This window comes from Mesorhizobium oxytropidicola (genome assembly GCF_056174625.1).
Genome location: NZ_CM149692.1, coordinates 1,248,836 through 1,275,532, shown reverse-complemented (window position 1 = coordinate 1,275,532; position 26,697 = coordinate 1,248,836). Strand labels below are relative to the sequence as shown.

Here is a 26,697-nt window from a genome sequence, read left to right as displayed (position 1 = left end):
TACCATCGCCATTAGGTGACGTCAACACTGGAATAGGTAAAAAACACAATGAGCCTTCGAACGGGCAATCAGTTGAAGGCGGCGCGGGCGCTGGCGTCTCTCAATCAGGAACAGCTTGCAGTCCGATCCGGCGTCAACGTGAATACGATCCGCAATATGGAAGCGCGAGGCGCCGAGATTCTTGTTAGCGGGCTCGACACCGTTTCAAAAGTACAGAGCGCGCTGGAGACGGCTGGCGTCGTCTTCATCCCAGAAAACGGCGGCGGCGCCGGGGTGAGGCTTAAGAAATGAAGGAGGTCACGGTGCCGATGGTGATCTCGATCTCTACGCTCGCAACTGGTCTTGCTGTTGCGGCAATGTACTTTGGAATTGCTGTTCCTGAGGCCCGTAAAAGGTCTGCTATCGAGCATGCTCTCCTCGACGCCGCACGTTCAGAGAATGAGGGAAGATGCCGAGCCGCCACTGCCAACCGGCACAGCGCTGATTTTGAATGCTTTATTCTCAAGCGATCGGGCGCATATCGTCTGCGAAATCTCTTTAGGATCCTCTGGTCGAGTAGACGTGATAAATCCTGACGATGGGACATTGAGTGATGTTCTAGCCGCCGCGTAACATTACGCAGCATGATCTGCGCCCTTCCGGGGCGAAGCTTGCGCGTATACTGCGAATACTCCATCCTTTGCCGGCTTCGGATAGGGATCGTGTGACACGTTGCCCGAAATGAACAGGGAGGGCCTAGTATGGACGAGCCAAATTGGGATGATGTCGAGGCTCAGTTGAATGCTCCGATGCCAGCGAGGCCTACAGGGCCGCCGAAGCGCGACCCTTGGGATGACTACGCGATCGAGCAGGTTTCCCGCCATATGATGTACGAGGAACTTCACCTTGAGGATCAGTGCGGCGGATTCGTCGCCTACGCGGTGATAGCCGCTGCCTGGGCGATCGGGATCGTCGTATATGCCATCTACCGGACGGAGGCTCCTTCTGCGGGGACTGCGGCATTGGGCGGCGGCTGTGTCCTGGCCGTTGTGATCCTAACCGCCCTTCGCGTCCATTGCGGCTTTTGCTCCGCCGGCTACGACGTCAGAAGAAGCGGCTCGACAGCCTCGGTCTGCGCTATCTCTGAACTGCTCACCAGCGCGCGTTTCGGCTGGCCGCTGTCCTATACCGCCGAAAAGGATGCAGTGGGAAATGACTGTTTATGACAATGACAACGAGGAATTGTTTTTCAAGTCGGCGACAACGCGGGTCCGGGTAGCTAGAGAATTCAGCCCACCCGATAGGGAGTGAGGCTTATGAGGATTATTGAATCGGGCCGCTTCCAAGCGAAAGCCGATTACGGGACTGCGCATACCGTTATCGAGCGCCTTACGATTGTAGAATTGCGGCCGGTAAGCGGGCCGCCTCAATCGGCAAAGGGGTCGAAAAAGTACAGCACGTTGCAAGGCTTTGACATCGTACAGATCGACGATAGTACGTTCAAGATCGTTCGAACTGGTCAGATAATTCGTCGAATATAATTATTTCTTGCAGCGTGGCATTTTTTTCATTGCAGCATTCGCTTCCGCCTCGCTTTTGTATGTGGTCTTCGCCAGGTCGATCACAAGGGTCCCGTCTGGCTTCTTCGTGACAACCTCACACTGCTTCGAGACAGCGTCTTTCGCCACCCACCACTGTTCGGTGGCCCCAAAAGCCGACATAGTAAACTGACTGATAAGCGCCGTAGCGATTGCGATTTTGCGTATCATTTCGTTTGCTCCCTTGTTCAACACAGAACGTACGGTTTCATCCTCTGTTCCGTTGATGAAGGTCCTGATTGTCCATCTCCTCGCGAAGCGGCTGATATCGGCCAAGGTGAGTTTTTACCCGCTTGGAAGGCTCACGAAACTGTGCCGGAAAAGACCATGCTGGCAATGGCCTTCAACCATTCCTTCACCAAATTTTCGGCCATCCGTGGGTTGTTAGCAAGGATTCTGTGGGGTCGACTTTGGTAAAGTGGCGATTGGTCCGCCTGCCTGCGAACCCTTTCTTACCCGCTCGTGAGTGTGCGGTCCTGCCCAGGAAGGGCGTTCGCAGAAGGCAGTTCCCATGGAAAAGTTGAAGCCGATACTCGCTATCAAGATCACAGACCTTTCGCCGAATTTACCGCAGACTGGCGAGCCGATTTGCGAGCGCGTAGACCCGACAACGCTCTACGTAGATCACAGCTACCAGCGCCAAGTGAGCGAGCGCGGACGTAAGCAAATCCGCAAGATCGTCGAGCAGTTCTGTTGGACGAAATTCAAGCCTCCGGTATGCGCCTACGCTCTCGACGAAAACGGTGCGACAGTTTTGAAAGTCCTCGATGGCCAGCACACCGCCATTGCAGCGGCGAGCAATCCGCATGTTGGCATGATAGCGGTGATGATTGTCGATGCACCTGACAACCAGGCGCAGGCGGCCGCGTTCGTTGGCCAGAATACCCAGCGGGTCGGAATTACCCCGCTTCAGCTTCATCAGGCAGCAGTCGTATCTGGTGACGAGGATGCCATGACGGTTGAATTGGTGTGCGCCAGAGCCGGCATAAAGGTTATCACTACGCCGCCGGCCGCCTCGAAATATCGCGCTCGTGAAACAATCGCCATTGCAACAATCAGCGGCCTCGTTAACCGCCAAACGGCAGTGGGTGCGCGCCGGATATTGGAGGTTCTAGCGAACGCGGATTTTGCGCCAATCACCAGCCCCCAGATCAGAGCTGCTGAGTTGCTAATGACCCACAAAGAATTCAACCAGCGGTTCGATCCTGAGGAGCTTACCAAGACCATGGCAAACCTCTATCTTACCGCCGAAGAGGACGCCAAGGTTTACGCGCACGCGCACAAGCTGCCGTTCTTCAAAGCGCTTGCCATTGTATGGTTTCGGAGCACAAAAAAGCGGCGCACAACAATCCGTTTGGTCGCTTAGCATTTGAAGCTGCGTCGTCCGGGGACCGGGCGGCGCCCTTCACTTCAAATTCGGGACGGGGAAGTGCGGAACACGCCCACGATGTAGGTTAGTGACGGGCCTATCGGTCATCCGCTGGCCTTTGCCCTTGGTTCCTTCATTCGCATGCTTCTTATATATTAGCATTGGCACATATATTTGCCAGCCGGCGCCCGCCCCTCGAAGCCTCGCCGGTTAGGTCCGGTGCGCTACTGCCCGACAAGTGCGCGCCGGGCCGCTGCAATCGTCTTCCTGTTGCCTTCATCACAATGAACGGCGACATGCGTGAGCATCCGTGGGACACCTTCTCGTATGGAAAGAGCAGTAGGCCTTTACCGATGCCCGGGGAATCCACCGTTTGCCTGCATCGTGGAGCGGGCCAAAGCCAGTTACATCGCCCAGGACGCATACCGAGCCGGAGGCCACAAGCCCGACTTCGACGCGTTGCCGTGGGAAGCTGAGTACAGAGCTTCAAAACAAAAGCCCTGAGACGGCAAGCTCGCCGGACGAAGACCCCAACAACCTCAAGCCCGGCGAGCCTACAACCTGATCAGTGTACGCGATCAGGACCGGGATCAACCGGCACACTGTCCGACGCAAGAGCAATGCCAGAACGCCCGTCCCAAAATGGGACGATACCGGGGGAAAACGCCAGCGCGGGGTTATGTTGCAGACCTGCTAATATTACGGTCGCGCTGGTCGGCTCGCCGCGGATGAGTCGGCCAGGCCCGGCGGCCAGTCAATACAACACCCCAACGACGACTGCCGGGCCGCTTCGTTATTTGTGGTCGACGAAATATCGCCTTTGCGCTAAATTGGTCGCAACCAGGGGTGGGGTTCATGACCAAAAAGCAGCCGAAGCGCGAAGTCGTCGAGGTTCATGAGGATGCGGTTTTTGCCGTGGAAAACGGCATCACTCGTGAACAACTGCGCGATCTGATCAGGGTACTTGGCAATGATCGCGAGACATTAGTCGAAGCGGTGCTGGCGCTGCGAAACGTGCGGTAGGGGCCGTCTGGCCCTACCGCCTGAAATCACCGCGTGACGCTCGCCGTCCTCTGTCCAAGGAATTTAGAAAGTCGGCCAGGTCGATAGCCTGCAGAAGCGACATTCCTTCTAGCGCCAGCGCGCCGCGCTCATACGGAAGGCCCGTGAATACGTCGACGACAGCCCACGATCCGTCGTGTTCTTCTTTGATATCGTAGCGCCGCGTGGCCATCGGGCAAGGCTAGCACGCACGCGGTTAGGTTCCGATATGCTTTTGCGCAGGTCCCGTGAGGTTCCATCGAATGAACGGAGCATCCCTGCCGGTGACCACGACGATCGATTTCAACAGCGCTTCGTGGGCGGACTGAAGGGCACGGTAATGAGCGCTGCTTGGCCCGACTTGAACAGTTGGAGGTGAACGGATGGCGAACGCTGTCCGTTAAGCTATTGAATTCACTCGCCTTGAGTTTTCGGCGCGAAAATGTGTGGTAACAACATTTGTGCTGTCATCCCGGTTCTGTATGGATTTGACGGCATTTATTCACTAACAACGCTGGCATGTTTGTCGTCGAGAGAGTCGCGCGCGGCCACCGCTATCTCTACCTCGTGGAAAGTGTCCGCGACGGCAAAACCGTTCGCCAGCGCACGATAAAGGCGCTGGGCCGCAAGGATGCGCTGGTTGCCAGCGGCGAACTTGACAGATTGGCGGCTTCGATTGCGCGCCATGGCGAACGCAGCCTCATCCTGTCCGACATTGACGCGGGGCGAATTGCCTCTCGCCGCATCGGCGGTCCGCTGTTGTTCGGGCGGCTGTGGGAGCGGCTCGGGATCGGCGGGGTGCTGGAAGAGGTGCTGGAAGGGCGCCAGTTCGGCTTTGCGGTGGAACGGGCGGTGTTCGTTGGCACGCTGCATCGGCTGTTCGTCTCGGGCTCGGACCGCGACTGCGCGAACTGGATGGCCGATTATGGTATCGAGGGCGCCGAGGGTCTGGCGCTCCATCACTTTTACCGGGCAATGGCGTGGCTGGGCGAGGAACTCGGCGAAAAGGCGCAAGGCGCGCTGGTGGCGCGCTGCGTGAAAGACGCGATCGAGGAAAAGCTCTTCGCGCGCCGGCAGGACCTGTTCACCGACCTCAGCCTTGTGTTCATGGACACCACCTCGTTGTCCTTCTACGGCGCGGGCGGCGAGACGCTGGGCAAGCGCGGGCATTCCAAGGACTTCCGCCCCGATCTGGCGCAAATGATCCTGGCGCTGGTCGTTGATGCCGAGGGCCGGCCGATCTGCACCGAGATGGTGCCTGGCAACACCGCTGACGTGACCGTCCTGTTGCCGGTGGTCGATCGGCTGCGAACGCGCTTCGGCGTCACACGCGCCTGCGTTGTCGCCGATCGCGGCATGATCAGCGCCGATACCATCGCCGCGCTCGAAAAGCTGGGCATGGAATACATTCTGGGGGCCCGCGAACGCTCGAGCAGCGTGATCCACAACGTCGTGCTCAATGACGCGGCACCGATGGTTCCGCTCGTTCTCGAGCGCCAGCGCGGTGAAACTCAGTTGTGGGTCAAAGAGGTCAAGGTCGGTAAAGACCGCTATATCGTCAGCCGCAATGACGCCGAGGCCGAGAAGGACAAGGCCGACCGCCAGGCGATCATCGCCGGCCTCGAGGCACAGCTCAAGAAGGGCGACAAGGCACTGGTCGGCAACTCGGCCTACCGGCGTTACCTCAAGGCCAGCGGCAAGAACTTCAAGATCGATGTCGGCAAGCTTGCCGAGGAAGCCCGGTACGACGGCATCACCGTGGTGCGGACCAACGCGAAGGTGACCCCGCTCCAGGCCGTGCTGCGGTATCGCGATTTGCTCGAGGTCGAGAGCCTGTTCCGCGCCGCCAAGGCAACCTTCAATACCCGGCCGATCTTCCACCAATCCGATGCCGCCATCCGCGGGCATGTGTTTTGCTCGTTCCTGGGGCTCGTACTCAGCAAGGAACTGTACCGCCTCTGCCGGGCCAAAGGCCTGACGCCCGAATGGCAGCCGCTTCTACGCGATCTCGACCGCCTCCAGGAAGCCACCATCGAAAAGGATGGTCGCATCGTCACCACCAGAACCCACGTTACGGGCCAAGTGGGCAACGTCTTCAAGGCAGCTGGCATCGCTCTGCCACACAACCTCGACGAACAACTCGCCTGAGATCATCCCCAAAATGTAGTGGTAACACGCGCCGGCGCGCGCCTAACGTGCTGATATAATAACATATTCTTACAGGCGGTGTTGAAGTGGGGCTTGGCGACAGCAGCGGTTGTACGATGCTTTTGTGTAGCGCCTCCGCAGCCACCAGGAAAGCGGTCAATCTCTTCTTGAGAGAGTTCCTTTGAAAGTTTCGTCCTAGCCATCGCGACACCTTTTGAGAGTCGCCCCACCCAAGGACAATATTCCTACTGCTGCACTGCCAGTCAATAAAAAGCCCGCCGCCGAGGGTATGGCGTCGGGCTAAAGCGTAGGGACAGGGCCATGGAGATGGCCACATGGCGATGATGCGCTTGGGCCGTGAGCGAGACCTTAATTACACCCTGACAGTTTTATGGGTGCGTCGAATCTGTGCATAAACCATCACATCTCGGAACGGACTGGGAACGAGTCAACCCGTTCGGCTGCCGTCGTGTCGATGTAACGCCTCGAAGATGACTTCGAAAACGCTCCAGACCTCTTCATTGATCTCGTCAGGCTTGATCCCTGCTTCCTGGGCGGCTTTCATCATTTGATCTGCCAAGTCGCTGGCGGCGATTGGGTCGCCTGTGCTGGCAATCGGCAAATGTTCCGCCACCCAATTGTTGAGGAAGTCCATCCCACGGGCGCTCATTCGGGCAGTCCCGGGTCGTAGTGCACGATAGCATCGAGGATCGTGCGGTAGAGGCTGTCGACTTCCTCGTCTATCTCTATGCGCTTGATACCGATCGCTCCGGCGTCGGCCAACAGCTGGTTGGTAAGCTCGTCAACCGAGATGACATCTGCCTTCGTCGTCTCGGGGACGTTGTTGGCAAGCCATTTGTCGAGGAAGTCTACGCCGCGCGTGCTCATTTGGCCTAATGTTGCCCCTTCAATAGCCTGGCCTCGCGGAGCAAGGACGAACGGTCGGTGCCAACCACGTTGATGAGTTCTCTGGCCTGCGCCTCGGTAATTCCCGTCTCGCGCGCGAGGAACCGGACAAGAAAGGCCTCCTCTTCTTCCATCCTCGCCCGGTTCTTCCGCTTACCGTTTCCAGCTAAGTTTAGATTTGATGGAGTTCTACGCGTTGCCTGTGGCTTTGGTTCAGATTGCAAGACCACCATGCCGGCTTCTTGTACCGCAGCGAGAAAGGCCTGGCGGGCCATTTCGATCTCTTCTGAGGTATTGATCTGACCTGTACAGGCTTGCAGCGCAGCTCGGTAGAGCGACCCGTGCTCGGCGGGCCATCGCTCCATCATAAAAATCGCCGCCTCAGACACGCTGACGATTGTGCGATACGCGCCCGGCGTCGCCGCCTCAATGATCACGGGTTCCCCAAAGAACGGATCGCGCATGCCTTGGCCCTCGATGTCCAAGCGAACGAAGGAAACGACAACTCGTTCCATCCACGCCGCGCGTGCTCACGTTTCGTCCTCCTTCAGAACCGGGCACCCCAGCCTGAGGGCAAAAGACTGCGAGAAGTTGTGGCCCAGTACGGTCCTGCCCTGATGCAACCGTAGGGCCGGAGTTTTCATAAAATTGCTGCGCTATCAAAATATTGCGCAAATGCGTGAAGCTCGGCGCTTTCGCTTAACCGGTGACGACCATCCTCCGCCCCGCCGGATTCTTCTGCGGATCGAGCGAAAGCCTTTGGCGCGCGTAGCCGAGATCAGCGCTGAAACCCGAGGCGGAGTGTTCTAATGTTGCTGAGCTTTTACAAAATTGCTCAAATCGCGCTGGGCACCAAGGAAGTGATGATGGCATCCAACAGCACGATCGACGACCAATTGCAGGACACCAAGGTGGGGATTGCGATCCTGGTCACCTGTCTAATTCAAGAGATCAGCACAACCGATCCCGAATTCACGGACCGCGTTCTGGAACGCTTCCAGCGGGCCTATAGCGCGGTACAGGACGACGACACCAATACCTCGGACCGCCTCGACCTTCTCAACTGGGTCCGTGAATTGCTCACAGGTTCGAGTCAAACCAGCGGTCAAGGAAAGCCGTTCTTGGCGGACTAGCCCTTACCCTTGCGCCGGAGGTGCCAGCATCCTTCAATAAATCTGCACGCCAAGCCGTTCGTTCCTTCTCCACCGCACCACGGCACGATATTCGACACCATCTGCATGGACGTGCAGGACGAACCGCTCGGGAGCAACCACGCCCGGCTCCACTCGTAGCTCCGCACCATGGGCGTGCTGATTTCTGACGGAGCAAGCGATGTTCACATCTTCGGTGATGATGGCCCCATCTTTTAGAACAGCCGTCCGGAGATGCGAGCGTCGTTCAATTGGTGAATCATCCGGATTGCCGCTCATCTTATCATTCCTCGCGAAAATCCTGCAACGAAGCGTGCCGCAAATCCTCCTCGCCGCGCAAGTGCTTCACGCGGCCGATGATGCCCGGCTTGACCCATTGCGTCGCCGGCCGCTTCATCCCCTTCGGCGCTGAGCCGGCGTGCTCCTGGACGCGCTGCCATAGCCGTTCGCGGATCGCGCGGCTGGGATTGATGAAGGCCGAACCGACATAGCGCCCGGTCACCCGATCCGCCATCAAGGCGAAGGCAGGCTTTCCCGCCTCGCGTTCGACGCCGAGCAGATCATACTCATCAACGGAATAGCATTTCGCCTTCAACCAGTTCGTCGACGGGCCGCTGCGGTATTTGCTGCCGCGCCGCTTCGATACCATTCCTTCAAGGCCGGCTTTGTCGAGCAGATGAAAGATCGCCTTGGCTTCGCCGGGCAGAGGCTCGCTGAACTGGATGCGGCCGCCGGGCTCGATCATGTTGGCCAGGATCTCGCGCCGCTCCTCGAGCGCCAAGTCGCGCAGATCGTGGCCATTGAGATGCAGCAGGTCGAAGGCGACGAAATACAGGTCATGCTGCCGCCGCGTGATCGCCTTGCGCAATTCGCCGAAGTCGGACAGGCCGGCTTCGTTCAGCACGATGATCTCACCGTCGACGATGGCGCTTTCGGCGCCGAGGGTCTTCGCCTCCTGCACCAGGTCGCGATATTTGGCCGTCCAGTCGTGGCCGTTGCGCGTGTAGATGCGTGTCCCCTCTTCGTCGATGATCATTTGCGAGCGATATCCGTCGAACTTGACCTCGTGAATCCAGCCGTCACCTTCGGGAGGCTGCTCAACAAGGGTCGGCATCAACGGCGCGACGAACTTCAAACGCATATACGGAACTCACACAAGCCAAGCCATTAAATAAGCCTTTGCTAAAATAGTTCCGACATTGGAAATGCCCAGCGAAACAAATCGGCGTGGCGCACGTTGCGGTCGATGGCAGGCTGGGAGAACCACGATGACTGACGACAAGAACAAGCTTGGCTATCAGGACCGAAGCCAAGTGAGCGGGGACCAGGAATACGAGGTCGGCTATTTCGCCAGCAAATTCGGCCTGTCTATCCCACAGGTCCGGGAGCTGATCGCAAAGCACGGCAATGATCGCGACACCCTGGAGCGGGAAGCCAAAGCACTTAAGGACGGGTAGTCATGCCGGTCTATCAGGTAGAAAAAATGTACGGTGACGAAGTTCTATCCTGCGAAAGTGTGGAGGACGAAAATCCCCCAAAGGCAGCCGAAAGGATCGCCGGCCGGCCCGTCTCACGTCGAGGCTTACAACCGTACTGGTATCGCGTCGTCGAGGAGCGTGAAGGGGCGATCTACGAGTTTAGCGTGGCCGAAACACGGAAAGACTTTGCAAAATGACGAAGCTATCAGACCTTGGCCCGCCCATTCCCCGCAAGCGCCAGGGCAGCGCGCCGGGCCTGTCCCCACTGCGGACAGTCGGTTGATCAGCGCGATTTGCGGCAGGTTCTCTATCATGAAGGGCCAGGGCACAAACCGCTGGACCCTGAAGACGGCGCTAAGATCATCATGTTCCCTGCCGTCTCAAGATAACGATCTCAAGAAAACGACCGTCCGGAAATCAGCAATTCGGCCACCAGCCAAAAACCGATGGCCGTGAAAAGCAGGACTGCAAAGGCGCAGAGCAATAGCTTCATCGGCTTTCATACCACCCCAACGGGCTGTCTATCCCTCACTCCTGTCATTAGCGGCGATAGGCGTCGGGCCGCACAAAACTAGTTGGCGGCCCTGTGTAATCTTTAGCCGCCATTGGCAGCCGGTGCCGGAGCTGCTGGCTTCGCAGGAGCTTCAACCTTGGGCGCCTCGACTTTGGGCGCCTCAACCTTGGGCGCTTCAACCTTTACGTTGATGTCCTGTCCGCCACCACCGTGGACGTTGATAACGCCGGTGAATATCAACAAAACGACGATTGCTATGATGGCGAGAACAATGGCGACCGCAGTGCCGCCGCCACCTCCCGAATTTACAACTGTAGGGCCGTCGGCCATGATTTTGCTCTCCAATTTCAGTTTATGACGGTTGAGCAACGGCGCCCACGCATTTGCGTTCCGCTGTGAGGCTAAGGTCCGGGGAGCCCCCGACTGAAGTCCCTGTCCCGCAACGGAAGCCCGGCAAGCACGTTACGACCGCACCCTTGGCGCCGCCCTTGGAGGACGGCGCGCGCCCTGTCATGGATGCGACTCTTAGTGGATTCCTTAGAAGCGAGGCAGGCAGTGACCTTTGTCGACAGAACCACAGCCCATGACGGCGCAGGTCATGCCGCAAATGATAACAATACCCCTGCTCCAGATACCTCGTCGGTGCTGGGCCACGTCTTTTCTGCGGAGGACGACAAGATTGAGGATCTTGTCAGACGAACGGAGCGACTTGGCGTTGTCTTTGTAGTAGTCATGGCGATCGGCCTTGTTGTCGTGCCGGCTCTGTGTGTTGCACTGACCCTCGGGATATAGCGTGGACTAGAACGTCAAGAATTTAACTTCCTTCACCGCCGCGCAGCATGCGCCAAATGTCTGTCCAGTAGGCGGTGACCAGCGACGCCGGAGCGGCGGCGGCCATGCCAGTGACGCCCAGGGCGCCAAGCCCTCTGAACGGGTGCAAGCTTGAAGAGAGGTCACCGCCGTGGTTTGCTAATTAAGCAATGTCCCACGCGTGTTCGGTGGGAGATCCGATGGCGGGTGCGAAGTATTACGTCTTCAAGGAAGGTGATCGCTGGAACGTCCGCTACGACGGGAAGGAATACCCGTACGATTCCAAAAGCGATGATGTGTTGGCAAGGCTCCGAGAATTGCCGCCTCACATGGTTATGAAGCCGAGGTCTTGACCCAGGGCATCGACTTGAAGTGGCGAACGGAGTGGGCGAGCTAGCACGCGGCCGATCGCCTACCCCGTTCTTTAACCATGCGGCTAAGGTAAACATTTTATGGAGAACTCATCCGGTTGCAGGGGGTTGTAGGCGGGTCTGCAACAAAGAGGACCAGCCCAGCCATGCACCGTCTACCTATCGCGACCGCCCTTCTGATCTCCTTCGCGACGGCCTACGGTCTATGCGTCTGGGCATCCTCTGCCCATCACATTGACCTGTTCAGGCCCAGGCGTCACCGTTGGAAATACGCGGGTTTGAATAGCTGACCACGATCACAACGCCCGGAACTGGTTGTCCGTAGGAGCGTTCCTCTGCGGGCCTAAAACCGGAGAGTGACTATGGACGACGACCTGCGCCTGAAACTCAAGGAACTGAGCGCGAGCATGCAATGTAGGGCGAACGAACTAGCGTTGCCCGGTGGGAACACTGATATTTCCGCGCTGATGTCCGGAATCGCAGTCACATTGGAGGCGCTTCTGATGATCGCCGAAGAATCCCGAGTGCCCCGTTCTGGGCCGAGTTTAGAGCCGGGCATTGTCTCCGGGACAGTCGCCCCGGGTGGTGAATAATGGTCCCCCGCCACGGCATAAGCACCTTCGCCTTACGGATAAGCGAATTTAACGCTTGTGCTCGGGAGGCTGGAGCAGAGCGCCACCATATTGCGTCCATAGATGTTCGCAGTCCCAGACCCTCAAGCTAGGCGTTCCAGGTTCCCCGTACACGACCATTGCGCCGCGAACATCGTAGCCAAGCACGGATGCGTTGGCGACGAACTGGATGGCCCGCCCCAAGCTGATGGCGCTGATCCGGGTTTCGGTTTTACTGGTGAGATCGATCACGCCGAAGATTTCCGCATCCGCTCCTCTGCCGGCCAACACAGCCGTCGATAACGCGTCGTCCAAGGCAAGAAGCATCGCGGAGTCCCCCTTAACCAGCCCCTACCTAACTTCAATGCGCGAAATTTGTTCCGCGCAGGCAGGTCTTCTGGCACGAAGAGCCGGGGCATGATCCGCTGGAGCTGGCACCGGACGCCACGATTCTCAAATTCCCTGCGCGACGGCCGAGCAAATAAAAAAGCCCGCCGGCCGGAGCCAGCGGGCGCGTCAGATAGTCCGTCAGATTGTCGTTAGGCGACGGGTCTCGATGTCACTACCTGCGCAGTGACCTCGGAAAGGCGCTCATGCTTGATGAGTGTCGGCTTCTCGTACTTCTTCACGATTATCCCCTGTGTTTCTCCCTCTGCACCAAGGTGCCTTCGGCCCATGACGGTTGTCAAGCTAACGCTAAAATTGCCGCCATCTTTCGGCAGCGGGCCATGGTCTGGGTGCTAGGATCAGCCAGCATAGGTCAACGAGCAACGAGCGGCGGAGGGGTTGGTTGCGAACCGAAGATCCGTGGCGGGTCATCTAGGCGGCCGCGCCGGCCCCTGTCCCATTCCATCGGATGAACGGTGCATCGTCGCCGGTGATGTTACAGTCTTCAACAGCGCTTCGTGCGTCCGTTGGAGCGTGCGGGCAAGAATTCGCCTGCACTATCGCCTGGCGAAAGAACTCGGCTTAAGTGTCCGACACGTATCTCAGAATTTGTAGTTAATTCTGGCGACGACAGTGTTCTCGGTCTCGCGAGCGCTGAGCACGTTGGCCGGAATCAGGCTGCTCGCGCCATCTTTCGAGCCGAAATCGTAATAGTTCCATTCAACGCCAGCGGTCCAATGGTCGGTGAAAGCATATTCAGCGCCGAGGCCTGCCGTCCAGCCGACCCTTGCCCCGCCACCAAACGACTGCGGAAAATCGGTCTCCGCGAATTTGTATTTCGTGAAGGCAACACCGGCATCGCCGTAGATCAGGAAACGGTCAACTGCGTAGCCAAGGCGTCCGCGCACCGAACCCAGATAGTCCTGCTTGGTCTCGCAGTTTGTACCTGCGGTGGTCGAACATTGGTCGTCGCCCTTGACAGTCGAGCCTGCGAAGTCACCCTCGATGCCAATAACGAATTGGTTGATCTGATAATTGTAGCCGATCTGGCCGCCGTACACGACTCCCGACCCGTTTGTATTGAAGGGAACGAAGCCCGGAGTGCTTACTGGCGACCAACGGCTGTTATTCCATGCGCCTCCAACTTGAGCACCGACATAGAAGCCGGTCCATGAGTATGGCATTGCGGCCACCGGCTCAACGAGGTCGGCCGCCAAGACTGGCGAAGATGCTGCCAGGAACGCAGCGGAACAGATGAGAGCGAGTTTCAATGCCGTCGTCTCCAATGACCAGGTACAGCTTTGCCCATTTTTTAGCCGAGAGTCTGCGCTACTTTTGCAACAAGTTGGAATTATTATCGAACTAACGATCGAACGCCGGCTTCCAGTCGCGGTTCCGCTCCCGCTGCTGGCCCTCGTAGTCAGGAATGCATGTGAAGAACACCGGGCGCCGATCGCGGGCCCGCTGTAAACGTTCTTGCTGTGCTGTTGCGCTTGATGTCTACTAGCCAGAAATAATTTAGTCCACAGGAACAGACCAAATGATCGACGCCGTTGGAATAGGCTTGATTGGTGGTTTCTGCGTTGGCGTGCTTTGCGGTAGATCCGCTTGGGTAGCCAGGAAAGACAAGGCGGAATTGGAACAACCGTCCACTTACGAACTCAAGCGAAACGTTGAAGAGGCAGAAGGCCGTTATCTTGAGGTTCTACGCCGCGAGATGGCGAATATTCTTATGGTAAGCAACCCGGATACGATGCTCACGGCCTATGACAAGGCGTGGCGATATCAGAGGGAGATTGTCGCCGCCGATCCCGAGCGGCGCAATGCGGATCTCCATTCGATAACCCAGAAATTCAAATACTACCGAGAGTTCGAATTACTGGGGACCAGACATTTTGTGCCGTACGAGGCAGCAATGTTCTCATTCTCTGAAGACGAGGTGGCGGATAGGTACGTTGAGATTTCAAAAATGTTGATCTTGCGCCGTACGATATTCGGTGGAGAAAAGACGAATCAGGTGTTTGATGACCAAGAATATGAAGTCCTGTCCAAGTCCGTTAGGGCGCAAAAGGACCGAGCTTTCAGAGCGAAAATAGAACATGCCATGGCTCGGTTCTATGCTTTTTCGTCGGGTTATGATCAGAGCCCAGGCGCGACCAATGCGCCGCGACCAGAATTCGACATGGGTGATGTATCGGTTTTCAGGCTTAGGTCTGCGAGTTTTACGCCTGAGAATGAAAACGGCATCGTGTTTAAACTCACAGGCGAATATGCGGTCTACACAACTTTCCATGATCACGAACGCTGTCGCACCTACCAGTCATATTATCGGAGCAACGCGTCGTTCGGCGAGCGCCAGGCCCTCGAAATGCGTTGATCCGATATCTCCTGAGCAGGGTGCGAACGGCGCTAGCGGGGGCCGAAATGTCAGGCTTTGACAAGTAAACAGCAACCTTAATTCACCGCCGGCCCCGCTCCGGTGAATGTTTCGGCCCGAAGGCCGGAAATGCTCTCCAGGGTTTCAATAGTGCGATCAATCAGGTGGTGGACGCACTCGGTCGCCATGCGCTCGCCAGCATCATTAACAGATGCGAATGCCAACGGTAGCAAGGCGCGCGCCGTGGCCGCAAAGGCCAGTGCGTCGGCCGGGGTTTCAGATCGTGAACCAATCAGGCTAACCAGCAACTTCAGCAGGTGATCGCCCTGCGTTGGCGCACCCAGGGAATTTAGCCGAACCGCCGAAGCCATCTCCTGCGCTACGCTGGTTGCCCGTCGAAGATCTCCGCTGGCAGTCGGTCGCTGAAGCTCGTCATTCATAAGCGCCTCCGGTAATGTTGCGGATCGTTTCGTTTGCGCAGGCCACGAGATCGGCATAAGCGCGCCGGGCGGCCACTGCCTCGCACGTGTATCGACCGTGCTTGTACTGGCCGTGAGCGGACCCCTTGGGTGCTCCAGCTCGCGCTCCATGCATGCGGCAGACTTGTTTTCCCCGAACAGCAGGAGCCTGACACTTCACGCCACTGCGCTTGCTCTTGGCGTGGCACCTCGGGGCAGCGTGGGCGCTTTGCATGCGGTTACCGGTCATTTTCTTGACCCACCCCACCCCCGTGGGCGACGTTGCCAACAATGGCTTGCCCACCCTTCTCGACGGTGACGCGCTCCACAATGACTCGCTGCTCGCCCTTGCTGCGATAGCGCTTCAACGCCTCTACCTGGGCGGAGAAGGTGCGTGCGAGCTTGTTGAACGTCTTCTCTGCGCTGTCCTGCTGCGGAATGGTGTCTACGTTCGCAAGCCGCCTGGCGAAGGTCATTGTCGCCATATGCACCGCTGCCATCTGGGCGGCCAGCATCGCCTCGACCTGGTCCTGAGGTGCAATGCCGCCAACGATTGCAAGGGCGAAGTTGGTGCCGGATTCGTCCACTACCTGGCCTTGGCTGCCGATGTTGACCAGTTGCCCGATCATGCCTTTTGCGAAATCGTCGCTGGTGGTGCCCATTGCTTCCTTCAGCAGAGCGCAGCCGACATCTTGGTCGGGATGGTCGTTCGTTATCTGGATGCCGGAAACCTTGATCCGGGGTACGACGGGCGCCTTTCTGCGCCGAGCATAGTGCTTGGCCAGTGTTGCCTTTTCGCGCTCAGCCTTCTCGGGCGAGATGGCCGGCACTGACATATCGGCGCCATTCTGGGCGAGGCGGCGGGTTGTTTCTTGAGCGGAACGACCGTGTTCAAAGACGTATCTCCGTGAAGGCCAATCATTTTGACGTGAGGTGTGTCACTTTCCGCCCGGGAGGCCCCTTGTGGCTCCGTCCACGGCTGCGAGCAGACTCCCGATTGAAGTTTCGACCGTGCCTGACAGCTCGGTCATTACCTTGTTGCCGTATTTCTTGGGCCGCATGCGCTCCGCAACCCATTTGCGAGTATCGACGCGGAGGCGCGACCGCTGGATATGCTCGCTGTTGACCTGCTGATAGGTCGATCCGTCCGCATTTTCCTTGGTGCTGAAATCGTTGCTGCCATCGTCGGCGATATCCACCATGTCATCGACGTGAATGTCGGCTTGGATCTCACGCGCACGCGTGTACTGGTCACAAAATTCGGAGCGATCTGGATCGAGTAGCCAGCGCAGCACTGTTGTCTTAGAGGGCATGTCGTCCGCAAGGCAGATCGAACGAAGGCTTTTCCCCTCCGCCAACCTTTCGCAGATTGCGGTGGCTATCTCATTGGTGAATTCACTTGGTCTGGCCATTCTCAGTTCCTTGTCGCCTTTACGGAGTATTGAAACGCGCGTTCTCGACTCTTCCAAATCCTGACGGCATGATCCTCTTTTCAGGAGAAGCGAATGGACTGGAAACCGACCGACGAAGGTGCGGGGCTCTTCGGGGCGCTATACGCGATAATCTTTTCGCTGATCGAACAGGGGGCGATCGACGAGCAGAAACTGAAAGGAAGCTTGCAGGTCATATTGGACGATATGCCGTCAGAACTACGAGCAGGGCCGCACGGATTCTTCCTAGAAAAGCTGGTGAAGCATGTCGGGTCGCAAAACGGCAATCCGCTGAAACTTCACTGAAAACAACATTGGGCCGCGTTGACTGGATCACCTTCATCTCTTTCCGATTTCATCGATTCTCTCCTATGTTCTCGGCCATGATCCCGAGATGGCTTTACTACGCGCTCTGCCTTGCCGTTTTTATTCCGATGATGTGGGTCGTCGGGCTTGTCCTTCGGCCCATCACCAATTGGACCTCCCAGGCGTTTGGCTGGCCCGGTTTCGGCGTGATGATTGCGGCATTCGTCGCCATGATGGCTGTTGGCTATATCCGCAATCGACGTGCCGGCCACCTACCATGGCAATTGGAAGCTGCGCGTCGGGCGAGGCACGATAGCGGGCGCTAGTGTCTGCCCATTTGCGCCACCCTCCATCATCATAGCCCGCGCAATCATCTTGGCTTTCTCGCTCATAGCGGACGCTACAGGCGACGACCGTTCATAGGCGAGGAGCGCGTCCGTAACGTTCTTTTGTGCTGGTGACGTAAGAACCTGCGCCATGCTCGACCTAGCGACGGTATTGGCTGCCGCGCGTCCGGAGTTGATTGCATCTGCCACCATGCGGGAGCCCTTCCCGGCAAGCCAACTCACCGGAAGGCCGGCCACAGATCCTAGAACCGGTGGCAAACCGAGGGAGGTTGCAAGTTGCTCGCCAATGAGGACACCGGAAAGAGCCCCACCGCCATGTCCGCCCGCTGCCGCTCCTGCCTGGTTGAGCAACTTCGGTTGCGGAATATCCGCATCGGCCGCAGTGGCCATCGCGGTCTTTGAGCCGTTCAAAGCGGCATTGTTCGTCGCCTGCATTGCGGCTTGGCTGTCGAGTTCCTTGAGTAGGCTATCGGTCTGCGGATCGCCGATTACCTGCCTCAGCTTCTGAGTGGCATAGCCGTTTTCGTTCGCAAGGCGCGTCTTGACGCCGGCCGCATCGGTTCGCGCTTGGCCCATGGTGTCCGTCAGCGCCTTGCGCGTGCCGAGTTGGAAAGCGTCCTTCTCGGGCTGAGACATCGAGGCCAGGCGGGACTTAAGCAAATCTGGATCGTAGACTTTGCCATCCACCCGTGGGGCAAAGATCGAGCGGCCATTTTCGAAAGCGTTTTCGATGCTCTTGTCGGACGCATACTGAGAGCGGGCCGCAGCATACTCGGGATTCGCCGCGTCCATCTGGTTCAAGAGCTTCGTCCTGACGCCCCACAGGGCGCGCGCCTGCGCGTTGTCGCCGCTGCGGAAGGCAGACGAAGCCGCATCATCAATCGCGTCCTGTGCGCGGTGCAGGACCTCCAGGCTGCCTTTGCTCAAGTTATTGCCGGCGATGTAGCTGCGAGCCTTCAGGAGAGCGCTGGAAATAGGATCCATCGCATTCCCCGCCATCTGGCTTGGAACAACCTGCGAAGTCAATCTGCGCGATCACAGGAGTTACATCGATCGGCGTCGTATTCGCTGCTGCCTTCGCGTAATTTGCCGCGCCGTTTGCCGCCGTGGTCGCCTTGAGGGCGCTCATTTGCGCAGGAGCGTTGATATCCGGCCCAGCTGCGGAATCCACCGCGGAATTGATGCGTGGTGCGAATTGGTCCGCTCTGGCCGCGAGGTTCTGAGCCATCTGAGGCGAAACGTCGGTCTCAGTCGTCGCCATACGAGCCGCGAGGCCTTGCGCGGCTGGCCCGGTGTCAGCCAACACTGCACCCGGCCCGAGATCCGCCTGTTTCTGTAGAGCGGAGGACACGGTGTCGCCTTGTCGAGCAAGGTTGGCCACAAGGGATTTCGCGGCTTGTCCCGGGACAATTCCCCCGTGCATCAAGCCGTAGTAAGCGTCGATGACCTTTCGCGCGCCCGCGCCGACGAGTTTTCCTACGACAGATCCAACCGGAACAGCTGCAACGCCGAGTCCGCCACCCCATTCGCCGCCTGTCTTCGCGCCTGCCAGGCGATTGCCGGGGTCGGCACTCAGAGCGCCTTGGATAGCGCCCATGCCGGCACCTACAACGCCGTTTGCACCCAGCACCGGCAAGATGCCCCCGCCAAGGATCCGCGCGCCTGAGGACGCCAGTGCGGCACCGCCAAGACCCGGAAGCAAAGCGCCCGCCAACTGTCCACCTGCTGAAAGATAAGGGTGTTCCGCAAACTGGCGATCCAGCACCTGTTTTTGAGCGGCTTGATTTACATCGTAGTTATCCTGAAAATTGTTCCCTTTGGCCGCCGCGATAGCCGCAGCAGCAGCTGAAACCGCCTCGTCGCCGCCGCCAAGGGAAACGCCCTGGAATGTGGGGGCGAGGGCGCGCGTACTGTCGAGCCCAGAACTGGCTCGCTTGAGCAGCGCCATATCCTGAATAGCCGTGTTTCGGTCGCCGCCATTGTCGCTCGGACGAACGATTGAGAGGTCCGGCCGATCGGAGATTGAGTCCGTGGTAGCGCCATGGATGATGACGCCCGGAGGCGGAGCACCATATGGCTCGGCAAACGGATCATGGTCGACTGGTACGAGCTTGAAGCCGGGAGGCGGAGCAGGAATGTCCGGACCTTGGCCGCTCGACGAGTTGCCATCGGCAGGCGCCGACTGGAGAACAAAGCCGGGCGGAGGCGCGGGAATATTTTGCGGCGCCCAAGGGTCGTGGTCGACCGGAACAAGCCTGGGAGAGCCGACGACAGGAGACCCGCTCCACCACTGATCGCTGTCATTCGCCGACGCCGGAGTTGTCGGCACCTGCGGCACTACAACAGGCGAAGAGTCCCACCAGTTGGCCATCTTAGAGGGCGCCCGTTTCGCACAATTTGCCAGCACGGCGGATCAGCTCGCTTAGCGTCATGTGACGAGAGCGGGCGACTGCGAAAAGGTGGCGCTTTTCCTCAGGGACATTCGCACAATGATCTGATCAGTCAGGCGCATTTGAGGTGTTTCCTTACGGCGCGAGGATAGTTGAGGGGTTGAGGTCGAGCGCCGGGGACTGCTGACCACCGAGCTTTACCGCTCGCAGGTCAGCGATGGTTTTTGCGGCCTCGATCGCCGGCAATTGGGTGATGTCGCGCAGGCGCTGCTTTTCGGCAGAGACCACGGCCAATGCTGCAGTGTCCCCGGCTTCCATGGCCTTGAACGCGTCGATATCTTTTTCTGCGAGGACCGGCGCACGTTCCGCCCGTAGGCGCTGTCTGGTGACTTCCCTGGCCTTCTCCAGATCGACCACAATCTTACCGTCAGCGACAGTCCATGCATTGCGGAAATCATGGTGATCAACCGGGAAATCGGTCAACTCGCAGCGATGCCACGAAACCGCCTTCAGGCCGATGGCGGCCCAGGTCTCGGTATTTTGGTCGACTTGCACCTGGATCTCCTCATCGGCCGATCCGCCGAAAGCTGCATCCGGCCAACGCTTCCGTCCTGAAAGCTGACCGCGACTATTGCCGAAGCATCCATCATTGCGTCCCCCATCCGGCCACATGCCAAGCCGTAGGATCGGCGGCCAAGTTGGTTGTTGCCGTGTTATCGATGCAGTCGATTGCCACGCTGCCCGCCGCCTGCGCTGCGTTTCTGATATTGGTGCGCCGCGCATTGGCAACGGCGTAGGTTGTCGCCGTAAGTTCGGCCGCGCATTGACAGCACCAGTTGGCCGTCGAAAAGGCCGTCGTCAGTGTGACGGTCAGAATGCCTAAGCCAGTATCGGTGATGCTGCCAACATTGAAGCTAGCGGCGTTCGTCGGCACGCCAGCGGAAACCGTGGCCTTGATCCAGAAGCCGGCGAGGTCGTCTGATTTGAAGGCGCCCATTAGAAGTAATTCCCTCCAAGCCTAGCCACGCCGGCAACGCTCCCGGGGAAATAAGTAATGGCGGCGCCATTGGTGAAGATCGCGCCGCCAGTGAGGGCGTCATACCTCTGACCCGTTGCGGACCCAGAAAAAGCGCTGGAGAAGCAATCGATATCACCAGCCCGCCCGGCTCGGACAAAGACATCGGAGAATGCTGGCGTGCCTGATAGCGTGACGGTTATGCCATTAGCCACAACGCTGCCGTTTACTGCAGCCATATGAAACTGCGCATTGCCGACGATCGAATATGCACCGGTAGCCTGGCATTTGCCGCCGAAGGCGAAAATATGACCCTCGGCGCACGTTCCGAAGCGAATATTCTGATACTGGATAAGCCCGCTCGTCGATGACAGATGGATGCCCGTCGTCGTCGACCGCAATTCCATGTCGCGGACACTCCACGTTTGCCCGCTGGCATTGGTGAAGCAATTTGCGCCGGTCGTGCTGATAATCACATTTCCGGGGGTGGCGTTGTTGCCTTTAATTACTGGCGGCAAGGAACCGAGATAGGGAGGAAGGGAAGTACCGGCAGTGTATGTCCCGTCAACAACCTGTACGAACGCCTGAAAAGTAGAGCAATCAAGCGCAGCGATAACGTTGGCGGCCTTTTGGATGGTCAGGAAAGCGCCGCCCGCGCTGTTGACAAGACCGGTGTTGCTGTCATTGCCGTCGGTTCGGACATAGTAGGTGCGAGCAGCAGTAAGGACTTCTCGGGCGGTAGCCTTGGCAACGAATGTCGTATCGACGTAATTTTTCGTTGCAAGCGCCTGAGCCGATGTCGGGTCGGCGGCATTGACGACCTGGTTCCCACCCATTGGAAGATTAGCACCCATCGCTTTCGTTCCGGCGATCGGCAAGCTGTTGGTCAGTTCGTTATAAACGTCGGCTGTCAATGTGTTGTAAGGGCCGGATTGGATGGGGGTATTGGGCACGCCGGCTGTGCCGGGTGGCTGCGTCGCGACGCCAGATCCGTTGCGGGGCATTGCTACACCGTCTCCGGCGCAAGAATCTCTGCGGGGTCTAGGCCGAGAGATTGGATCACCTTCACCGTGTCCGGATCGTCGGAATAGACTGCCGGCCGACACGGTACGAACCAGCGCGCAAACAGGACTGGATTGGCCATCAGCACGGCAAATGCTTCGGGCCATTTGCCGGCGGCAATAACCCTGTCCTGGACCGTCGATTTCAGAACGGTTCGCTTAAGGCGCTCGCCTCTCCTGGGTACGTAGCCAGGGGCCACGGCCCGGTGCTCCCCATTTCTTCGAATGCAAACCAGCACTTGGCCAATCCTAGGGTTCAGAACGGCCAAATCAGCCGCAAATGTAGTGACAGCACCCTAGCCGAAAGCATCCTTTGGCGCAAATTTAGCCAATAATTTCAATGATTTGTCCTAGTGCGTCCCCGGGTATCCCACCGTATCTCCGGGTGTCCATTTTGAACGGCAGCCTTGGGCGCGCGGTGTCAAAAACGCAAAAATATTCCTAAAATCACACGCACTCGCAAATAATTTTCGAAATCCAGACACCACCTTGAGAAATGGTTTAGCGTCCGGAGCACCGGGAATTAGGGAAACTGTCTGCACGGCATATCCTCTGGCCAATGCACTTATCGTTAACGATTGGTGCAGGGCACTGCGCGAAGTGAGGATTTGTTAACCATTCGATGTCAGCTTCGGCCACTACTCAGCGCTCACGGTCTCAGGCAGTCCACGAGCCGCCGTCACCCCAGAAGGCAATAAGATGCGCGTTCTGCTGATTGAAGACGACAGACCAACTGCACAAAGCATCGAGTTGATGCTGAAGTCGGAACGTTTCAATATCTATATGACTGATCTGGGTGAAGAGGGCGTCGATCTCGGCAAGCTCTACGACTATGATATCATTCTGCTCGATCTGACTCTGCCCGATATGTCGGGTTACGAAGTCTTGAGGACGCTTCGCCTTTCCAAGGTGAGGACCCCGATCCTGATACTGTCCGGCATGGCCGGCATAGAAGACAAGGTGCGTGGCCTCGGCTTCGGCGCCGACGACTACATGACCAAGCCGTTCCACAAGGACGAACTGGTGGCCCGCATCCATGCAGTTGTACGGCGTTCGAAGGGGCATTCCCAGTCCGTCATAACCACCGGCGATATGGTGTTGAACCTGGACGGCAAGACCGTCGAGGTCGGCGGCCAGCGCGTACACCTGACTAGCAAGGAATACCAGATTCTGGAGCTGCTCTCGCTGCGCAAGGGCAACACGATGACCAAGGAAATGTTCCTTAACCACCTCTATGGCGGCATGGACGAGCCGGAACTGAAGATCATCGACGTCTTCATCTGCAAACTGCGCAAAAAGCTTGCCGCTGCTTCCGGCGGCCAGAACTTCATCGAGACCGTTTGGGGGCGGGGTTATGTCCTGCGAGAGCCCCAGCATATGCAAGAAAGTGCCTGAACGGCTCTGCGGTTGCGGCCGATGAGACAAGGCTATTTGCCGATCGGCGGCACATCGACGCCTAAACTGGCGCAGCGCTTTATCAGATCGTCGGTTTCTGATTGATTTTCAGGCATTGTGATAATGTCGAAGGCTGGCAGGTATTTTGTCCCGGTGTCAGCGCTATCGAACTGGCCCCTATAGGCAGTCTCGCCGGAATAGCCTGCAAAGCCGCTCTTTGCATTATACCTACCGCAAACGATGACTGACCCGGTTGAAGATGTAGTCGCACCGGGTTTGCCGAATGTTACGTTCGTTTGGTCTTTCAGCAGGGATCTTATGGTCTGCTCTACGACTCCGATTTGATCGGCGGTCAGTTGAACCGGCTTCGCCTCGGTAGCGACGACACCAAGTCCCAGGGTGCTTATCGTTATGGCGCTGAAGTGCAAAAGTCTCATTCCCAATCTAACCGTCTTTTCCCAATAGCCACAAGCCTACCTGCAATGTGAGAAGCCTGGTCAAGGGGAACGAACCGCTCGGCCATGAGTTAGCTATTCATGATGTACAACTTGGAAACCCACGGCCACGGGATGGCGGCCGATGCTGAACTCGCCAATGCCAGGGAGCGCATCGAGCGAACCGAGCTCGCGCTCAAACGGACCGAAGAAATGTTGGCCGAAAATCTCGCCTTGCGCAGCAGGATAAGAACTGTGGTCGACGCCGTCGACCGCTTGGCCGGCGGTAGTTAGCTTACGCCAGGTAGACCGCTTACCGACGAAACGCCTAGTTTCGATGGGAGGGCGCTGACGTTCGATCTTGGCACCTCTTCCCTCCAAAGCCCTGCGACGTTGGTGACGGACTCGGCCTTCGCGATTTCCTCCCGGTCTAAGGTCTCGGTCTAAGGTCTCGGTCTTGGTCTTGGTGTGTGGACAGGGTGTCACAGGGTGTGAAACCACCCCTATACAGGGTGTGGACAGGGTCACTACAGGGTGTCTACAGGGTGTCATGAGCCACCCTGCATGATCCTCGTGCCCATCAGCCGCGACGTGTTGCCGATGATCTGGGAGACCGATTTGGCGTTGCCTGCGGCCTTAGCAGCCTTCTCAGCCGCCTTCTGCGACTCACGCTGAATTCTGACCTCGTTGGCCTCATCGAACGCGGCCACCGCCTTCTCTCGCAGCTTGTCGCTTTCGATTGCCTGGAGCCGGCGGCGCGTGCCGGTGGCGTGGTCATCATTTGTCGGCGGATTGTGGCGGAACCAGCGTTCAATCAGAATCACATCGCGATCGGGATCATGGTCGATCAGCCCCACCTCGATGAGTTCCTTGAGAACGCTCTCGTATGCTGCTTCTGTCCAGCCGAGATCAGCACAGGCGTAACCGCGCGGGAGTTCGTAAACCCCCGCGCTGGTCACATGCGCATTACTCAGCAGGTAGAGGAAGCCGACCTTTGCTTCGTCAGGCAGCCCGATGAAACGGCGGGACCGCCAAACGGCCGGCGCGACTTTGGTGAAGGTGCGACCGCTCATCAGACGGCACCTCCGCATGAAAGCTCTGAGGCGAACTCGCCATAATGGTGGCGCTCTGCCTCTCGCCGAGCTGATATTGCGTCGGTTTTGTCTTCGAAGTGGCCCAGTTTTACGATCTGGTTGTCGAGACCGATAAACGCCTGCCACTTCTTCCGGCTAGCGATGAAGGACACGCCGACAATGCCACTCGTGTTGGACTTCCCCAGCTTGCGGTTCCTGGCATTTTGCAAGGGGGTGGCTTCACGCAGGTTTTTCCACCGATTGTCGGCTCGCCTGCCGTTTCGATGATCGACAAGATGCTTCGGCCATTTGCCCGTCATCATCAGCCAGATGACGCGGTGAGCACGGTATAGCCGGTAATCGATTTCGACCTGGGTATAGCCGTCAGCGGTCCTGGTTCCTGCCAGGGCGCCGCTTGCGACGCCTCTCGGGACGCGCCACCGGAGCGCGCCAGTTTCGGGATCGTAGATCAGCAATTCACGAGCGCGTTCTGCAGTGAGTGCCGGCTGTCTTTTCCGATACTCGGCAATGCTTGTTTTCCGGCTCATCCGCGCACCCCTAGCCCTGCCATGCGGCAGACATCGAATGCGAGGCTCGCCGAGAGCGAAAAGCGGGCGGCAACCGTTGCAATGGCATACGAGCCATCGTCGATTTCAATTGAAGTTCCAGTGGGGGCTTGGTAGAAGTTGATTGCTACATCATTGACTACCAAGCCGCTTTGGCTCGACGAGCCGGCGGCTTTTTCTTTGATCATTTGACGCGCCCTCTTACGCTGCCACCGGCAGATTTTCGATGAGGGCGCTGAGTTCAGAAACTAGTACCAGAGTGCGCTTGCCGTTCTTGCGGGGTTTAAGCTTGCCCGCCTGGAACATCTTGTAGAGGCCGCTCCGGCTGATGCCGGACATTTCGACGGCTTCCTCTACTGAAACTGCGATCTTGGTCATTTATTTCTCCGTAATCGCACCGGGACGTTGGTGCATACGGAGAATATTGAGGCCGGAAATTCGGCCGTCGAATTCGGCAAATCGGCCGCTTGAATTATTTGGCCGAATTAGATTTTCGCGGTTCTCTAGGGCCTTTTTTATTCCAGTTGGGCAATCTAATGGCCTCAGCCTTCCAAGCCGCGCGAAATTTAGGACGCGGCACGTCCCCAAGCTTAGTTTTCACCTCAAGCCAAAGCTCCTCCTGGTTCCACGACTTCTGATTTCGCGCCAGGAAGCAATCTACTTTGTCTTTGCACCACGCCTGAAGAGCGCCAGCAGAATGCCGCCGGGTCTTGGTGCTAGCAGTCGGCAGGATCGGGTTGGGCCACAGACGGCAAAGGTCCGCGCGACGAAACCTGACATCATAATACTCGACTTGAGATGGTGCGACACTCCGCTCACCCACGTCGGCATCTCTAAAGCTCAAATCTCCATTAGTCGTTGGTTTAAGGTACGCCCATTCGTAAGACGGTATTGGGATCGGGCGGCCTGCGGAAGAATTACCAACGGCTGTCGCTGAAAGTGATTCATCGCCCAGATATCGCCAAAGCTCATTCTCCGCCTCGGCCACACTCAAAGAATGCTCTGCGTCTTCAGGCAATCCACTAAACCATGCCGTCGTGGGAGTTTGCGGATTCGCGTATCGCTGATTGGTTATGGTTTGAACGATTGTCCTTAACCGGAGAAGCGTCATCATTTTGCAGGGCACGAGTGACCATCCCCTGATCAATTTTGGCTCGCCCGTTTCGGAAGGTACCCTCCAATCGTGGCGCTCCCAGACAGTGCAATTCTCTCGGTATTCGTCCCAGCATTCGCGAACTGCTGCCGGCGTTCTCCACGAGATCCAAGCGATCGCCATAATTAATGTCCAGGTCTGCTGGGACATTGGGTCGAACAGCTTTGGATCTGGAAAGGCTTTTAGCGGAGGTATCCCGAGCCGCGCCGCTTCAGCCTCAGCATCCTTGGGCTTCTTGCCGTGAAGGACCGCTTCCAAGAGGCGCTCTCGTTCTTGGTCATCCGATAGTGGGTCGGCCGTCATCGCAACACCTTTGCGAATGCACCACA

At 57.9% G+C, this 26,697-nt stretch carries 38 protein-coding genes; 14 read left to right on the top strand and 24 right to left on the bottom strand.

All coding sequences use genetic code 11. The features are described 5' to 3' along the window. Window positions 1-48: 48 nt before the first annotated feature. Together AC0V8S_RS06345 and AC0V8S_RS06340 are read left to right on the top strand one after the other, a co-directional pair. Complete coding sequence (locus tag AC0V8S_RS06345) at window positions 49-291, top strand: hypothetical protein (RefSeq protein ID WP_475437179.1); 243 nt, start codon at window positions 49-51, stop codon at window positions 289-291. A gap of 449 nt (window positions 292-740) precedes the next feature. Further along, the gene (locus tag AC0V8S_RS06340) at window positions 741-1,205 is read left to right on the top strand and encodes a hypothetical protein (RefSeq protein ID WP_475437178.1); all 465 of its coding nucleotides are present in this window, start codon (window positions 741-743) and stop codon (window positions 1,203-1,205) included. 315 nt (window positions 1,206-1,520) lie between these two features. Here the strand turns inward: AC0V8S_RS06340 and AC0V8S_RS06335 are convergent, their stop codons facing one another. Beyond that, on the bottom strand, window positions 1,521-1,853 hold the full coding sequence (locus AC0V8S_RS06335; protein WP_244661897.1) for a hypothetical protein: 333 nt from the start codon (window positions 1,851-1,853) through the stop codon (window positions 1,521-1,523). A gap of 235 nt (window positions 1,854-2,088) precedes the next feature. Between AC0V8S_RS06335 and AC0V8S_RS06330 the strand changes: the two genes are divergently transcribed. The 3 genes from AC0V8S_RS06330 to AC0V8S_RS06320 all read left to right on the top strand — a co-directional run bounded on the left by AC0V8S_RS06330 (window position 2,089) and on the right by AC0V8S_RS06320 (window position 6,135). Then, entirely contained in the window at window positions 2,089-2,943 is an 855-nt protein-coding gene (locus AC0V8S_RS06330) for a hypothetical protein (protein ID WP_475437177.1), read from the top strand. A gap of 858 nt (window positions 2,944-3,801) precedes the next feature. Beyond that, window positions 3,802-3,969, top strand: a complete 168-nt coding sequence (locus AC0V8S_RS06325) for a hypothetical protein (RefSeq protein ID WP_183464206.1) — start codon at window positions 3,802-3,804, stop codon at window positions 3,967-3,969. Between the two features lie 537 nt (window positions 3,970-4,506). Then, the gene (locus AC0V8S_RS06320) at window positions 4,507-6,135 is read left to right on the top strand and encodes an IS1634 family transposase (RefSeq protein WP_475437176.1); all 1,629 of its coding nucleotides are present in this window, start codon (window positions 4,507-4,509) and stop codon (window positions 6,133-6,135) included. 448 nt (window positions 6,136-6,583) lie between these two features. Here the strand turns inward: AC0V8S_RS06320 and AC0V8S_RS06315 are convergent, their stop codons facing one another. The 3 genes from AC0V8S_RS06315 to AC0V8S_RS06305 are packed head-to-tail and all read right to left on the bottom strand — an operon-like array spanning window position 6,584 to window position 7,505. Beyond that, window positions 6,584-6,790: a hypothetical protein gene (locus AC0V8S_RS06315; RefSeq protein ID WP_475437175.1), complete on the bottom strand. Its 207-nt coding sequence runs from the start codon at window positions 6,788-6,790 to the stop codon at window positions 6,584-6,586. Window positions 6,791-6,801: 11 nt separating this feature from the next. Continuing rightward, a complete protein-coding gene (locus tag AC0V8S_RS06310; protein WP_183464208.1) occupies window positions 6,802-7,023 on the bottom strand; it encodes a DUF768 domain-containing protein in 222 nt (73 codons plus the stop codon). Window positions 7,024-7,028: 5 nt separating this feature from the next. After that, window positions 7,029-7,505: a DUF982 domain-containing protein gene (locus AC0V8S_RS06305; RefSeq protein ID WP_183464209.1), complete on the bottom strand. Its 477-nt coding sequence runs from the start codon at window positions 7,503-7,505 to the stop codon at window positions 7,029-7,031. A 345-nt stretch (window positions 7,506-7,850) separates the two neighbouring features. Between AC0V8S_RS06305 and AC0V8S_RS06300 the strand changes: the two genes are divergently transcribed. After that, window positions 7,851-8,174 carry a hypothetical protein gene (locus AC0V8S_RS06300; protein WP_183464210.1) on the top strand — a complete coding sequence of 108 codons (324 nt, stop codon included), beginning with the start codon at window positions 7,851-7,853 and terminating at the stop codon, window positions 8,172-8,174. A gap of 33 nt (window positions 8,175-8,207) precedes the next feature. Here the strand turns inward: AC0V8S_RS06300 and AC0V8S_RS06295 are convergent, their stop codons facing one another. Both AC0V8S_RS06295 and AC0V8S_RS06290 read right to left on the bottom strand, forming a co-directional pair. Beyond that, entirely contained in the window at window positions 8,208-8,471 is a 264-nt protein-coding gene (locus AC0V8S_RS06295; protein ID WP_183464211.1) for a PilZ domain-containing protein, read from the bottom strand. Window positions 8,472-8,475: 4 nt separating this feature from the next. Continuing rightward, window positions 8,476-9,333, bottom strand: a complete 858-nt coding sequence (locus AC0V8S_RS06290) for an ATP-dependent DNA ligase (protein ID WP_475437174.1) — start codon at window positions 9,331-9,333, stop codon at window positions 8,476-8,478. Window positions 9,334-9,460: 127 nt separating this feature from the next. Here AC0V8S_RS06290 and AC0V8S_RS06285 point away from each other — a divergent pair, with 127 nt between their 5' ends. Then, entirely contained in the window at window positions 9,461-9,649 is a 189-nt protein-coding gene (locus tag AC0V8S_RS06285; protein ID WP_475437173.1) for a DUF3606 domain-containing protein, read from the top strand. Between the two features lie 2 nt (window positions 9,650-9,651). Then, window positions 9,652-9,867 carry a hypothetical protein gene (locus AC0V8S_RS06280; RefSeq protein WP_183464214.1) on the top strand — a complete coding sequence of 72 codons (216 nt, stop codon included), beginning with the start codon at window positions 9,652-9,654 and terminating at the stop codon, window positions 9,865-9,867. Between the two features lie 398 nt (window positions 9,868-10,265). On the opposite strand, the gene AC0V8S_RS06275 is transcribed toward AC0V8S_RS06280, so the two are convergent. After that, window positions 10,266-10,514, bottom strand: coding sequence for a hypothetical protein (locus AC0V8S_RS06275; RefSeq protein ID WP_475437172.1), 249 nt, complete (start codon window positions 10,512-10,514; stop codon window positions 10,266-10,268). A gap of 225 nt (window positions 10,515-10,739) precedes the next feature. Here AC0V8S_RS06275 and AC0V8S_RS06270 point away from each other — a divergent pair, with 225 nt between their 5' ends. Both AC0V8S_RS06270 and AC0V8S_RS06265 read left to right on the top strand, forming a co-directional pair. Next, entirely contained in the window at window positions 10,740-10,976 is a 237-nt protein-coding gene (locus AC0V8S_RS06270) for a hypothetical protein (protein ID WP_475437171.1), read from the top strand. 751 nt (window positions 10,977-11,727) lie between these two features. Then, window positions 11,728-11,958, top strand: coding sequence for a hypothetical protein (locus AC0V8S_RS06265; RefSeq protein ID WP_475437170.1), 231 nt, complete (start codon window positions 11,728-11,730; stop codon window positions 11,956-11,958). Window positions 11,959-12,006: 48 nt separating this feature from the next. Here AC0V8S_RS06265 and AC0V8S_RS06260 read toward each other — a convergent pair whose 3' ends face one another. Next, window positions 12,007-12,303, bottom strand: a complete 297-nt coding sequence (locus AC0V8S_RS06260; RefSeq protein ID WP_183464220.1) for a hypothetical protein — start codon at window positions 12,301-12,303, stop codon at window positions 12,007-12,009. Window positions 12,304-12,965: 662 nt separating this feature from the next. Continuing rightward, window positions 12,966-13,634, bottom strand: coding sequence for an outer membrane protein (locus tag AC0V8S_RS06255; protein WP_475437169.1), 669 nt, complete (start codon window positions 13,632-13,634; stop codon window positions 12,966-12,968). Between the two features lie 269 nt (window positions 13,635-13,903). Here AC0V8S_RS06255 and AC0V8S_RS06250 point away from each other — a divergent pair, with 269 nt between their 5' ends. Further along, window positions 13,904-14,740 (top strand): hypothetical protein, encoded by an 837-nt coding sequence (locus AC0V8S_RS06250; protein WP_183464223.1) that lies wholly within the window; start codon window positions 13,904-13,906, stop codon window positions 14,738-14,740. A gap of 77 nt (window positions 14,741-14,817) precedes the next feature. Here the strand turns inward: AC0V8S_RS06250 and AC0V8S_RS06245 are convergent, their stop codons facing one another. The 3 genes from AC0V8S_RS06245 to AC0V8S_RS06235 all read right to left on the bottom strand — a co-directional run bounded on the left by AC0V8S_RS06245 (window position 14,818) and on the right by AC0V8S_RS06235 (window position 16,610). Then, a complete protein-coding gene (locus AC0V8S_RS06245; protein ID WP_475437168.1) occupies window positions 14,818-15,180 on the bottom strand; it encodes a hypothetical protein in 363 nt (120 codons plus the stop codon). Between the two features lie 257 nt (window positions 15,181-15,437). Beyond that, complete coding sequence (locus AC0V8S_RS06240; RefSeq protein ID WP_475437167.1) at window positions 15,438-16,034, bottom strand: hypothetical protein; 597 nt, start codon at window positions 16,032-16,034, stop codon at window positions 15,438-15,440. A 102-nt stretch (window positions 16,035-16,136) separates the two neighbouring features. Continuing rightward, a complete protein-coding gene (locus tag AC0V8S_RS06235; protein ID WP_183464226.1) occupies window positions 16,137-16,610 on the bottom strand; it encodes a terminase small subunit-like protein in 474 nt (157 codons plus the stop codon). A 93-nt stretch (window positions 16,611-16,703) separates the two neighbouring features. Here AC0V8S_RS06235 and AC0V8S_RS06230 point away from each other — a divergent pair, with 93 nt between their 5' ends. Continuing rightward, window positions 16,704-16,934, top strand: a complete 231-nt coding sequence (locus AC0V8S_RS06230; RefSeq protein ID WP_183464227.1) for a hypothetical protein — start codon at window positions 16,704-16,706, stop codon at window positions 16,932-16,934. A gap of 272 nt (window positions 16,935-17,206) precedes the next feature. Here the strand turns inward: AC0V8S_RS06230 and AC0V8S_RS06225 are convergent, their stop codons facing one another. From AC0V8S_RS06225 to AC0V8S_RS06200, 6 genes are all read right to left on the bottom strand, one after another. Then, window positions 17,207-18,265 (bottom strand): hypothetical protein, encoded by a 1,059-nt coding sequence (locus AC0V8S_RS06225; RefSeq protein WP_475437166.1) that lies wholly within the window; start codon window positions 18,263-18,265, stop codon window positions 17,207-17,209. Continuing rightward, entirely contained in the window at window positions 18,210-19,229 is a 1,020-nt protein-coding gene (locus AC0V8S_RS06220; protein ID WP_475437165.1) for a hypothetical protein, read from the bottom strand. Before AC0V8S_RS06220 ends, AC0V8S_RS06225 begins: the two co-directional genes overlap by 56 nt. A 577-nt stretch (window positions 19,230-19,806) precedes the next feature. After that, on the bottom strand, window positions 19,807-20,226 hold the full coding sequence (locus AC0V8S_RS06215) for a hypothetical protein (protein WP_475437164.1): 420 nt from the start codon (window positions 20,224-20,226) through the stop codon (window positions 19,807-19,809). A 91-nt stretch (window positions 20,227-20,317) separates the two neighbouring features. Continuing rightward, a complete protein-coding gene (locus tag AC0V8S_RS06210) occupies window positions 20,318-20,668 on the bottom strand; it encodes a hypothetical protein (protein WP_183464230.1) in 351 nt (116 codons plus the stop codon). Then, window positions 20,668-21,690: a hypothetical protein gene (locus AC0V8S_RS06205; RefSeq protein WP_475437163.1), complete on the bottom strand. Its 1,023-nt coding sequence runs from the start codon at window positions 21,688-21,690 to the stop codon at window positions 20,668-20,670. Before AC0V8S_RS06205 ends, AC0V8S_RS06210 begins: the two co-directional genes overlap by 1 nt. A 2-nt stretch (window positions 21,691-21,692) precedes the next feature. Further along, window positions 21,693-21,947 carry a hypothetical protein gene (locus AC0V8S_RS06200; protein WP_475437162.1) on the bottom strand — a complete coding sequence of 85 codons (255 nt, stop codon included), beginning with the start codon at window positions 21,945-21,947 and terminating at the stop codon, window positions 21,693-21,695. 499 nt (window positions 21,948-22,446) lie between these two features. Here AC0V8S_RS06200 and ctrA point away from each other — a divergent pair, with 499 nt between their 5' ends. Beyond that, window positions 22,447-23,142 carry a response regulator transcription factor CtrA gene (ctrA, locus tag AC0V8S_RS06195; RefSeq protein WP_475437161.1) on the top strand — a complete coding sequence of 232 codons (696 nt, stop codon included), beginning with the start codon at window positions 22,447-22,449 and terminating at the stop codon, window positions 23,140-23,142. 32 nt (window positions 23,143-23,174) lie between these two features. Here the strand turns inward: ctrA and AC0V8S_RS06190 are convergent, their stop codons facing one another. After that, window positions 23,175-23,579 (bottom strand): hypothetical protein, encoded by a 405-nt coding sequence (locus AC0V8S_RS06190; RefSeq protein WP_475437160.1) that lies wholly within the window; start codon window positions 23,577-23,579, stop codon window positions 23,175-23,177. Window positions 23,580-23,690: 111 nt separating this feature from the next. On the opposite strand from AC0V8S_RS06190, the gene AC0V8S_RS06185 reads away from it, so the two are divergent. Continuing rightward, window positions 23,691-23,870 carry a hypothetical protein gene (locus AC0V8S_RS06185; RefSeq protein ID WP_475437159.1) on the top strand — a complete coding sequence of 60 codons (180 nt, stop codon included), beginning with the start codon at window positions 23,691-23,693 and terminating at the stop codon, window positions 23,868-23,870. A gap of 254 nt (window positions 23,871-24,124) precedes the next feature. On the opposite strand, the gene AC0V8S_RS06180 is transcribed toward AC0V8S_RS06185, so the two are convergent. The 5 genes from AC0V8S_RS06180 to AC0V8S_RS06160 form a co-directional block, all read right to left on the bottom strand. After that, the gene (locus AC0V8S_RS06180) at window positions 24,125-24,649 is read right to left on the bottom strand and encodes a hypothetical protein (protein ID WP_475437158.1); all 525 of its coding nucleotides are present in this window, start codon (window positions 24,647-24,649) and stop codon (window positions 24,125-24,127) included. Then, a complete protein-coding gene (locus AC0V8S_RS06175) occupies window positions 24,649-25,197 on the bottom strand; it encodes an HNH endonuclease (RefSeq protein WP_475437157.1) in 549 nt (182 codons plus the stop codon). Before AC0V8S_RS06175 ends, AC0V8S_RS06180 begins: the two co-directional genes overlap by 1 nt. Further along, complete coding sequence (locus AC0V8S_RS06170) at window positions 25,194-25,403, bottom strand: hypothetical protein (RefSeq protein ID WP_475437156.1); 210 nt, start codon at window positions 25,401-25,403, stop codon at window positions 25,194-25,196. The genes AC0V8S_RS06175 and AC0V8S_RS06170 overlap by 4 nt, the downstream gene beginning before the upstream one ends. A 13-nt stretch (window positions 25,404-25,416) precedes the next feature. After that, the gene (locus tag AC0V8S_RS06165) at window positions 25,417-25,593 is read right to left on the bottom strand and encodes a helix-turn-helix domain-containing protein (RefSeq protein WP_475437155.1); all 177 of its coding nucleotides are present in this window, start codon (window positions 25,591-25,593) and stop codon (window positions 25,417-25,419) included. 94 nt (window positions 25,594-25,687) lie between these two features. Beyond that, the gene (locus AC0V8S_RS06160; protein WP_475437154.1) at window positions 25,688-26,671 is read right to left on the bottom strand and encodes a hypothetical protein; all 984 of its coding nucleotides are present in this window, start codon (window positions 26,669-26,671) and stop codon (window positions 25,688-25,690) included. Window positions 26,672-26,697 lie beyond the last annotated feature (26 nt).